General features: G+C 73.8%; 3 protein-coding genes. 1 reads left to right on the top strand and 2 read right to left on the bottom strand.

What is annotated here, in order from left to right:
- Positions 1-9,166, top strand: a 9,166-nt coding sequence (locus ABW16_RS27940; RefSeq protein WP_167344305.1) for a hypothetical protein, incomplete at its 5' end; no start/stop codon positions are given.
- A 29-nt stretch (positions 9,167-9,195) separates the two neighbouring features.
- Here ABW16_RS27940 and ABW16_RS23215 read toward each other — a convergent pair.
- Together ABW16_RS23215 and ABW16_RS27615 are read right to left on the bottom strand one after the other, a co-directional pair.
- Positions 9,196-9,813 (bottom strand): GNAT family N-acetyltransferase, encoded by a 618-nt coding sequence (locus tag ABW16_RS23215; protein ID WP_230987292.1) that lies wholly within the window; start codon positions 9,811-9,813, stop codon positions 9,196-9,198.
- A 126-nt stretch (positions 9,814-9,939) separates the two neighbouring features.
- Positions 9,940-10,321 (bottom strand): hypothetical protein (locus tag ABW16_RS27615; RefSeq protein WP_233424860.1); only part of this gene is annotated, 382 nt, incomplete at its 5' end.

The raw sequence follows: 10,321 nt of genomic DNA, 5'->3' as shown, positions 1-10,321 counted from the left end.
TGGTGGTGCTGGTGGTAATGGTGGTGCCGGTGGTAAGGGTTCGTGGCTGATCGGTTCCGGTGGTAAGGGTGGTGCCGGTGGTGCCGGTGCCGACGGTGGTAACGGTGGCGATGGTGGCGACGGCATCGACGCCACTGTCCCCGGCGCCGCCGGCGGCGCTGCCGGTAACGGCGGCAACGGTGGTGCCGGCGGTGCCGCCGGTCTCGGTGGTGCCGGTGGCTCTGGTGGTCTGCTCGGTTCCTCCGGTGCTGCCGGTGCCGGTAGCACCGGCGGTAACGGTGGTAACGCCGGGCTCGGGGGCAACGGCGGCGACGGCGCCGACGGCGACTCGAAGTATGTCGATGGCGGTGCCGGCGGTCGCGGTGGTGACGCCGGCGTGGCCGGTGCCGGTGGTGCGGGTTCGACCCCGGGTACCGCGGGCAACGCGGGTTTGGCGGCGACCGGTGGTGGTAACGGTGGCCGTGGTGGTGACGGTGCCGACGCCACCATCGCCGGCACAGCCGGTGGTGCCGGTGGCCGTGGTGGTGACGGTGGTTCGCTGGGCAACGGTGGCGCTGGTGGTGTCGGTGGTGACGGTGCGGTCGGTCTGGCCGGGCACACCGATGTCAATGGTGATGGCACGACTGGTCTGGCTGGTGGCGCTGGTGGTGTCGGTGGCGCTGGTGGTGCCGGTGGTTCGCAGGCCGGCAATGGTGGTGCTGGTGGTTCTGGTGGCCGCGGTGGCACCGGTGGTGTCGGTGGTGCCGGTGCCGACGGTGTCGCGGGCGTGGACGCGGCTGCCGGTAGCGGTGACAACGGTGGCGACGGTGGCGACGCGACGAACACGGCCGGCAACGGTGGCGTGGGTGGTGTCGGTGGCGCTGGTGGTGCCGGCGGTACGTCGGCGCACGGCACCGCGGGTGCGCACGGTGTCGGTGGTATCGGTGGCGACGGTGGCGCCGGTGGTCAGGCCGGCAATGGTGGTGCCGGTGGTGCCGGTGCCGGTGGCGGCAACGCCGCAGTGGCGGGCTCCGGCGGTAACGGTGGTAGTGCGGCCGGCTCCACTGCGGGGCAGGGCGGAACTGGCGGTAAGGGCGGCTCCAGCGGCGGGTCCGCGTACGCCGCGACCGGTGCGACCGGCGTTGACGGTGCCGAGGGCAATGGTGGTGCCGGTGGTGTCGGTGGGGCAGGCGAGCTCCTCGGCGACGGCACCGCGCAGGCCGGTGGCCATGGCGGCAACGGTGGCGACGCCGGTACCGATGGCGACGGCGGCGCGGGCGGTGCAGGTGGCCGGGGTGCGACCGGTGAGCACGGCGTCACCGACAACAATGGCAACGGCACCGCGGGCGCAACGGGTGGTGCCGGCGGTGCTGGCGGTACCGGTGGTGCGGGCGGCACCAACTCCGGCACGGGCGGCGTAGGCGGCGCGGGCGGCACCGGTGGCACCGGTGGTAACGGTGGCGCGGCCGACGACGCGACGGTGGCCGGCAACGCCGGTGGCACCGGTGGTAACGCCGGTGCCGGTGGCATCGGTGGTGACGGTGGTGCCGGTGGTGTCTCCGCGATCGGCGCCGGTGGTGCCGGTGGTGCCGCGGGTAACGGTGGTGCGGCCGGCCAGGCGGCGGCTGGTGGCGCGGGCCTCGGTGGCGGTGGCCTAGACGCAGCCGGCGCCGGTGGCCAAGGTGGCGATGGTGCGGTCGGCGGTGCGGCCGGTGCGGCGGGCGCCGGGACCGACGGGGGCGCCGCCGGTAGCGCGGGCAGCGTCGGTGCGGGAAGCAACGGTGGTGCCGGTGGCGCAGGTGGCAAGGGCGTCGGTCTGGCTAGCGATGGCGTAACCGGACAGGCCGGTGGCGTCGGTGGTCAGGGCGGCAGCGCCGCCACTGACGGCAACGGCGGTGCGGGCGGCGCCGGCGGCGCGGGTGCCAATGGCACGCAAGGCACGACGGACAACAGCGGCAGCGGTACCGCGGGTGGCAACGCCGGCGCCGGCGGCCAGGGTGGCGCCGGCGGTGCGGCCGGATCCAACTCCGGCACTGGTGGTGCCGGCGGTATCGGCGGCCAGGGTGGCGTTGGCGGTAACGGCGGTGCCGCCGATGACGCGACGGTGGCCGGTGCTGCCGGAGGTGACGGCGGTAGTGCCGGCGCCGGTGGCGCGGGCGGCAAGGGTGGTGCTGGTGGCTCCTCGGCCAACGGCACCGGTGGCGCGGGCGGTGACGCCGGTAACGGTGGCGCGGCCGGATTGGCGGCTTCCGGTGGCAAGGGACTTGGCGGCGGCGGCGCCGACAACGCCGGTGCCGGCGGTTCCGGTGGTAACGGCGCAGACGGTGGCGCGGCCGGCAGCGGTGGCGCCGGTGGCAGCGGTGTCACTGGCGGTGCCTCTGGCGATGCGGGCCTGGACGGCCTGAGCAGTGATGGCGCGGCCGGTGGTAACGGCGGCGCCGGCAGTGGACTGGCCAGCGACGGCCAGACCGGTCAGGCCGGTGGAGCTGGTGGAGCCGGCGGTGACGCGGCCACGAACGGCAACGGTGGTGCCGGTGGCGCCGGCGGTGCGGGAGCCGATGGGGCGAACGGCACGACCGACGGCAACGGTGACGGCACCACGGGTGGCGTTGGCGGTGCCGGTGGCGCTGGCGGTGCCGGCGGTGCGGCGGGCAGCAACTCGGGCACCGGTGGTGCTGGTGGCGCCGGTGGTTCCGGTGCTTCCGGCGGTGACGGCGGCGCGGCCGATGACGCGACGGTGGCCGGTGCGGCCGGTGGTAACGGCGGTAGTGCCGGTGCCGGTGGTGCGGGTGGCGCCGGTGGTGCGGGTGGCACCTCGGCCAATGGCACCGGTGGAGCGGGCGGTGACGCCGGCAATGGTGGTGCGGCAGGCACCGCTGCGGCCGGCGGTAAGGGACTTGGTGGCGGCGGCGCCGACAGCGCCGGTAACGGTGGTGCCGGTGGTAACGGCGCCGACGGTGGCGCGGCGGGCAACTTGGGCGCCGGCGGAACCGGTGCGCAGGCGGGTGCCGACGGCGCCGCGGGCGACGCCGGTGAGAGCAGCGACGGTGCGGCCGGGGGTAACGGTGGCGACGCCAGCGGCTTGGCCAGCGACGGGCTGACCGGCCAGGCCGGCGGCCAGGGTGGCGCCGGCGGTAACGCGGCCACGAACGGCAACGGTGGTGCCGGCGGCGCCGGCGGTAAGGGCTTCGCTGGCGCTGACGGGTTCACCGACGGCGGAGGCAACGGCACGACCGGTGGCGTCGGTGGCGCCGGTGGTGCCGGTGGCGTCGGCGGCACGGCGGGCAGCAACTCGGGCAATGGCGGTGCTGGTGGTGCCGGTGGCACCGGTGCATCCGGTGGTAAGGGCGGCGCGGCAGCGGACGCGACGGTGGCAGGTGCGGCCGGTGGCAACGGCGGTAGCGCCGGCGCCGGTGGTGCGGGTGGCGCCGGTGGTGCGGGTGGCACCTCGGCCAACGGCACCGGTGGTACCGGCGGTGACGCCGGCGACGGTGGTGCGGCCGGTACGGCTGCGGCCGGCGGTAAGGGACTTGGTGGCGGTGGCGCCGACCACGCCGGTAACGGTGGCGCCGGTGGTAACGGTGCCGACGGCGGTGCGGCCGGCAGCGTAGGTGCCGGCGGCACCGGCGCGCAGGTGGGCGCCGACGGTGGCGCCGGCGAGGCCGGTCTGAGCAGCGACGGTGCGGCCGGTGGTAACGGTGGCGACGGCAGTGGTCTGGCCAGCGATGGGCTGACCGGCCAGGGCGGTGGCCACGGCGGCGCCGGTGGTAATGCCGCAGCGGTCGGAAACGGTGGCACCGGTGGTACCGGTGGCGTCGGCGCGACGGTTGCTGGCATCACCGACCCCAACGGCAACGGCACCGCAGGCTTCCTCGGTGGCGTCGGCGGTAACGGCGGCACCGGTGGTTCCGGCGGCACCACCTCCGGTAACGGTGGTGCCGGTGGTAACGCCGGCAACGGCGGCAATGGTGGCGCCGGCGGTGCTGGTGCGGACGCAACAGTCGCCGACACCGCGGGCGGCTACGGCGGTAACGCCGGCGCTGGCGGCCAGGGCGGTACCGGCGGTACCGGTGGTGTCGCGAACAATGGCACCGGTGGTGCTGGCGGTAACGCCGGTAACGGTGGCAACGCCGGCAGCGCCGGCAAGGGTGGAACCGGCCTCGGTGGTGGCGGCGCCGCCAACGCGGGCGCCGGTGGTGCCGGCGGCGCCGGTGCCGATGGCGGCAGCGCAGGTGCCGAAGGCGTCGGCGGTACCGGCACTGCGACCGGAGCCCAGGGTGGAGCCGGCAACAGTGGCCAGGGCAGCGACGGTGGCGCCGGTGGACAGGGCGGCGCGGGTACCGGCCTGATCGGCGGAACCAACACCGGTCAGGGCGGTGGCGCAGGTGGTGCCGGTGGTGACGGCTCGTCGGTGCGCAATGGCGGTGCCGGCGGTAACGGTGGCGCCGGTGCGACGGTCGACGGCATCACCGACGTCAACGGCAACGGCACCGATGGCGCCGACGGTGGTGCCGGTGGCGTCGGTGGCGTCGGTGGTGCAGGCGGCTCCGTCTCCGGCAATGGTGGTGCCGGTGGTAGCGGCGGCGCAGCAGGCCACGGCGGCCACGGCGGCAACGGTGCAGACGGGACTGCCGGTGTTAACGCCGGTGCGGGCACCGGCGGTGACGGAACCAACGGTGGCGACGCCGGCGACGGCGGCAAGGGCGGCAACGGCGGCCAGGGCGGCAACGGCGGTGCGGGCGGCAGCGCAACCAACGGTGCGGCTGGCGCCGCCGGGGTCGGCGGCGTCGGTGGTAATGCCGGTGACGCGGGCAATGCCGGTAACGGCGGTCAGGGCGGCCACGGTGCCGGCGGAGGCGCCGGGGTCAAGGCCGGCAACGGTGGTGCGGGTGGTCAGGGCGGTGTCCGAGGCGAGGCCGGCGCGACCGCAGGTGAAGGCGGTTGGAACGGTGACAACACCGAACAGGCTGCCGACGGCGCAGCAGGTGCCGCGGCCACCGGGGGTAACGGTGGCGCGGGCGGCAACGGTGGCGCCGGCGTGGTGCACGCCGATGCATCGCCGCAGGCCGGTGGTGATGGTGGCCGCGGTGGCGCGGCAGGACCGGTCGGCGTCGGCGGTGCCGGCGGTAACGGTGGCATCGGTTCGGCCGGCACCGCAGGTGTCGACGGGGTCGTCGATGGCGCCGGCAACGGCGGCAGCGGAACCAACGGCGGTCTCGGCGGTGCCGGTGGTGCGGGCGGCGACGGCGGCGAAGGCGGGAGCATCTCCGGTGACGCCGGTGCCGGTGGTGCCGGTGGCGCGGGTGGTGCGGGCGGTCGCGGTGGTTCCGGCGCCAACGGTGCCAATGCCGCGTCGGTGGCATTCGGTAGCGGGCTTTCCGGCGGCAACGGCGGCTACGGTGGCGACGGCGGCTCGGGCGGCCTTGGCGGCAACGGTGGCGCCGGTGGTGTCGGCGGCACGGCAACGCTCGGCAACAACGGTGCGGCCGGTGCCGGTGGCGTCGGCGGCCAGGGTGGCGCCGCGGGCAACGCGGGTAGCGGCGGTACCGGTGCCAATGGCGCCGGAGGCGGCTCGAATGCCATTGCCGGACACGGCGGCAACGGTGGTGACGGCGGTGACCGTGGCGCGATCGGCCTCGGTGGTAAGGGCGGCCTGAGCGGCGACGGCAACCAGGCCGTCAACGGCGGCAACGGTGCCGCCGCCACCGGCGGTAACGGCGGCGCCGGTGGGCGCGGCGGTAACGGTGCGACCCTGGCTAACGGCAACCCGCAGAGCGGTGGCGCAGGCGGACTCGGCGGTGACGCCGGAACCTACGGCAACGGTGGCGCCGGTGGTGCCGGCGGCTCCGGCAGCATCGGTGGCAACGGTGCGAGCGGCACGGCCAGTTCGGTCAATGGCATCAGCGGTCAGTCCGGTGGCGCAGGCGGCGACGGTGGCGCGGGTGGCAAGGGCGGCTCGATCGCCGGCAACGGCGGTGCCGGTGGCGGCGCCGGCGCTGCGGGCAACGGTGGCAACGGTGGCAACGGCTTCCAGGGCAAGGCGGGTCTTGACGCGGTCGCCGGCACCGGTGGGGCCGGCAGCAACGGCGGCAACGGCGGCAACGGCGGCAGTGGCGGTAACGGCGGCAACGGCGGGAACGGCGGTGCGGGTGGTACCGCGACCAACGGCACCGCCGGACTCAACGGTCTGGGCACGGTCGGCGGTAACGCCGGTAACGCCGGCACCGGCGCGGATGGCGGTCGCGGTGGCAACGGTGCCGGCGGCGGCGTCAACAGCCTTGCCGGATCCGGTGGTAACGGCGGTGCCGGTGGCAACGTCGGCACGGCCGGTATCGGTGGTACCGGCGGCTACAACGGTGACGGGGTAACCCAGCGGGCCGACGGCACTGACGGCTTGGCGGGCGCACACGGCGGTAACGGCGGTAACGGCGGTAACGGCGGTAACGCTCAAGGTACGACCCAGGCCGGAGGTAAGGCCGGCAACGGCGGCGACGGCGGCAACATCGGTAACGGCGGTAACGGCGGTAACGGCGGTAACGGCACCGTCGGGGCGGCCGGAGTCACCGGTGGTGACGGCAACGGCACCAACGGCACCTCGGGCACTGCCGGTGCTACCGGCGGTAATGGCGGTAACGGTGGCTCCATCTCCGGTAACGGAGGTAACGGAGGTAACGGCGGTAGTGGCGGTAGTGGCGGTAACGGCGGTAACGGCGCCGTCGGCACCGCTGGTGCGTCCGGCGGCAGCGGCGGCGATGGCGGCAACGCCGCTTCCGGGGCGGCGGGCGGCAAGGGCGGTAGCGCGATCAACGGCACCGCAGGCAACGGCGGCAACGGCGGCAACGCCGGGAACGCGGGCAACGGCGGTGCCGGTGCCGACGGTTCCGGCGGCGGCGTAAGCGCTACCGCAGGCAGCGGCGGCAACGGCGGCCACGGTGGCGACCGCGCCGTAGCGGGTGTCGGTGGTGCTGGCGGTACCGGCTCGGGCGGCCCGGGAACAAACGGTACTGATGGCGCACTCGGCATCGGTGGCAACGGCGGAGCTGCCGGTAACGGCGGAACCGGCCAGGTGCTCGCTGACGGATCCTCGCAGGCTGGCGGTAACGGCGGAGTCGGTGGTGCGGCAGGCACGATCGGCAACGGCGGCGCTGGCGGTAACGGCGGGACCGGGGCCACTGGCAAGACGGGAATCATCGATGGCAGCGGCAACGGCACTAACGGTGCCGACGGCGGCATGGGCGGCAACGGTGGCGTGGGTGGCGCCGGCGGCAGCATCTCCGGTAACGGTGGCGCCGGCGGCCGCGGCGGTGCGGGCGGTACCGGCGGCGTCGGTGGCGTCGCCACCGGCACCGACGGGCAGAACGCGGCTGTTGGAAGCGGTGGCGACGGCGGCAACGGCGGCAACGCTGGCCTGAGCGGTAACGGCGGTGCGGGTGGGCACGGTGGTGCGGGTGCACTCGGTGGTACCGCCACCAACGGAACCCAGGGCAGCGTCGGCGCCGGCGGCGTTGGCGGCAAGGGCGGCGCCGGCGGTGACGCCGGACGCGGCGGCAACGGTGGCAACGGCGCCGGAGGCGGCGCTGACCACGTGGCTGGAAATGGCGGTGATGGCGGCAGCGGTGGTTATGCCGGTACCGGCGGGGCAGGCGGCCATGGCGGCGTGAGTGGTAACGGCTTCATCGCGGCCGACGGCGGAACCGGCGCGGATGGCAACGCCGCCACCGGAAACGGTGGTAACGGTGGTAACGGCGGTGCCGGTGTCGTGCTCGGCGACGGTTTCGCGCAGGCTGGTGGCAACGGTGGTGACGCCGGAGCTGCCGGAGCGGTCGGCAACGGTGGTCACGGCGGAAACGGTGGCGCCGGTGCGGCAGGCACCGACGGCATCACCGAGGTGTCCGGTAACGGCACCAACGGTGTCCTCGGCGGCGACGGTGGCCAGGGCGGTAACGGTGGTGCCGGGGGTAGCCAGGCCGGTAACGGTGGCGCGGCCGGTAGCGGCGGCGCCGGTGGTCGCGGCGGTAACGGCGGGGACGCGGCCGACGGCACCGCTGGCGTGAGCGCGGCTGCGGGCAGTGGCGGCAACGGTACCGACGGTGGCGACGCAACCGGTACGGCCGGTAACGGTGCGGGCGGCGGTAACGGCGGCAACGGTGGCTTGGGCGGCAGCGCGACCAACGGCGCTGCGGGCGCTAACGGCGTCGGCGGCGCGGGCGGTAACGCCGGTAACGGCGGCAACGCCGGTGACGGTGGCCGTGGCGGCGATGGTGCGGGCGGCGGTGGCAGCGCCGTCGCTGGGTCGGGCGGTAACGGCGGCGACAGCTCCAGCACCGCGGGTACGGCTGCGGCGGCGGGAGCCGGCGGCTGGAACGGCGATCACACCGCGCAGGCGGCCGGCGGGAAGGCCGGAGCGGCCGGGTCTACCGGTAACGGTGGTGCTGGTGGTAACGGCGGCACCGGCACAAACGCCACCAGCAGCGCGGCTGCCCAGGCGGGCGGTAACGGCGGCGCTGGTGGTGACGCTGCGCTCAACGGCAACGGCGGTGCGGGTGGCATGGGCGGCTCCGGCGGCCTGGGACTGGCCGGTGCCGCTGGCACCAATGCCAGCGGCACCACCGGCGCAGTTGGCGGCAACGGCGGCGACGGGACCGCGGGTGCGGCGGGTGGCCAGGGTGGTGCTGGTGGTGCCAGCGGCACTCAGTCCGGCAACGCCGGCGCGGGCGGTCAGGGCGGGTCGGGTGGCAATGGTGGCACCGGTGGCACCGGTGGCACCGGTGGCACCGGCACCAACGGCAGCACCAGCAAGGCCGGCGGTACTGGCGGTAACGGCGGTAACGGCGGCGTCGGTGGTACCGGTGGTGCCGCCGGTAGCGGCGGCGCGGCGGGCGCGCTGCGCAACGGTGATGGGTCAGCCGCTTCAGCTGGCGCCAACGGCACCATCGGCAAGGGCGGCGACGGTGGTGCCGGTGGCAAGGGCGGTACCGGCGGCTCCGGAAGCACGGCGTCGAAGAACGGCTTCTCGGGCGGTAAGGGTGGTACCGGTGGTACCGGTGGTAGTGGAGGCGCGAGCGGTGCGGGGACCGCGGGCACGGCCGGTGGATCCGGGACCGCGGGAGCCAACCCGTCCGGTACCAACAACGGCAATCCGGGCGCCGGTGGTGCCGGTGGGTCCGCCGGAAAGGGCGGATCGTGATGATCCGCCCCTTCCACCGGAGTCTGCTGTTAGGTCTCCTCGCGAGGTGCCGGAACGTCTTCGGGCGTCCTCGGCCAGGCGAAGAGTGCGATGCTCTGATTCCACTTCGAGACGAAGTGTTCACCCAGGAACACGCCGCCTCGGCGCTCCCAAAATCGGCGTCCGTAGCTGCCGTCATCGGTTCCGGTGTCGCCGATCACTCGTCGGCACCGGGGCTCGATCTCGAACACGCTGTCGATGAATCCGCGGAACATGATCGCGCCGTGGCCGTGCTCAACCATGTCCAGTTCGGCAATTGCCGCATGCAGTCCGATGTCGTAGGGATCAGCGTCGTAGACAGTGGAGATGTCGTCCTGGGCGGACCTGAACAGCTCCATGTAGCCCATGGGGCGTCCCGCGATGCTGAAGACGTAGGGACGGGAGAAATTGCCCTCGAACTGGATCTCCAGGTGCCGTCGCCACTCGTCGGCGGGTCGATCGTAGTGCCACGTCTGGGCCAGATGCGGACGGTTCATCCACTCGGAAATCATCTCCGCATCGGTCGCGGGGTCGGCGAAACGCACGCTGTACGGCTCGGGAAACGCCGGCAGGGGCGGCGGCGGGACCGCGCGGACCTCAGGGGGCACATGAGCCAGCTGTCGTGCCATCAGCGAACTCATATCACAACCGAACCGGTTGTCGCCGAAATGGTTTCGGTGGTCATCAAAAGTACCTCCTGGGATTCAATTGACGGCGGTGCCGTCGACAATGGGTCCGCCAATGATGCCACGTGGTCACCTTGGACCACGTACCGAAATGCCGAAAAGCGTTGCCCCGGGCGGCAGTCGAATTTTCCTCAACGGTGCTGACGAATCAGCACCGTGACATAGCCGAAAAACCTGATCCGAGAAGACATCACCGACATGGGTTCGTCGCAGAATAGGGAGTCCCACATGACTGGAAAGCAGCACCGCGCAGAGCGTCGTGGTTTCACTGGCGCCGTTCGCCGCCGGGGTGGCCGAGTGGCGGCTGCCAGCAGTGCGGTTGGGGCGTTTTTGGCGTTTGGGTTGTCGCCGTTGGCTTCGGCGCCTGTTGCGCATGCTGATGAGCTGGATTGGGTTGTTGATCTGGTTGGCGCGGATTTGGCTGGGGCTCTTAGTGATTTGAGTCAGGCGT

This window comes from Mycolicibacter heraklionensis (genome assembly GCF_001021505.1).
Classification (GTDB): Bacteria; Actinomycetota; Actinomycetes; order Mycobacteriales; family Mycobacteriaceae; genus Mycobacterium; species Mycobacterium heraklionense.
Note: the sequence above shows the minus strand (reverse complement) of the source record. Positions and strands in the feature narration are given on the sequence as shown.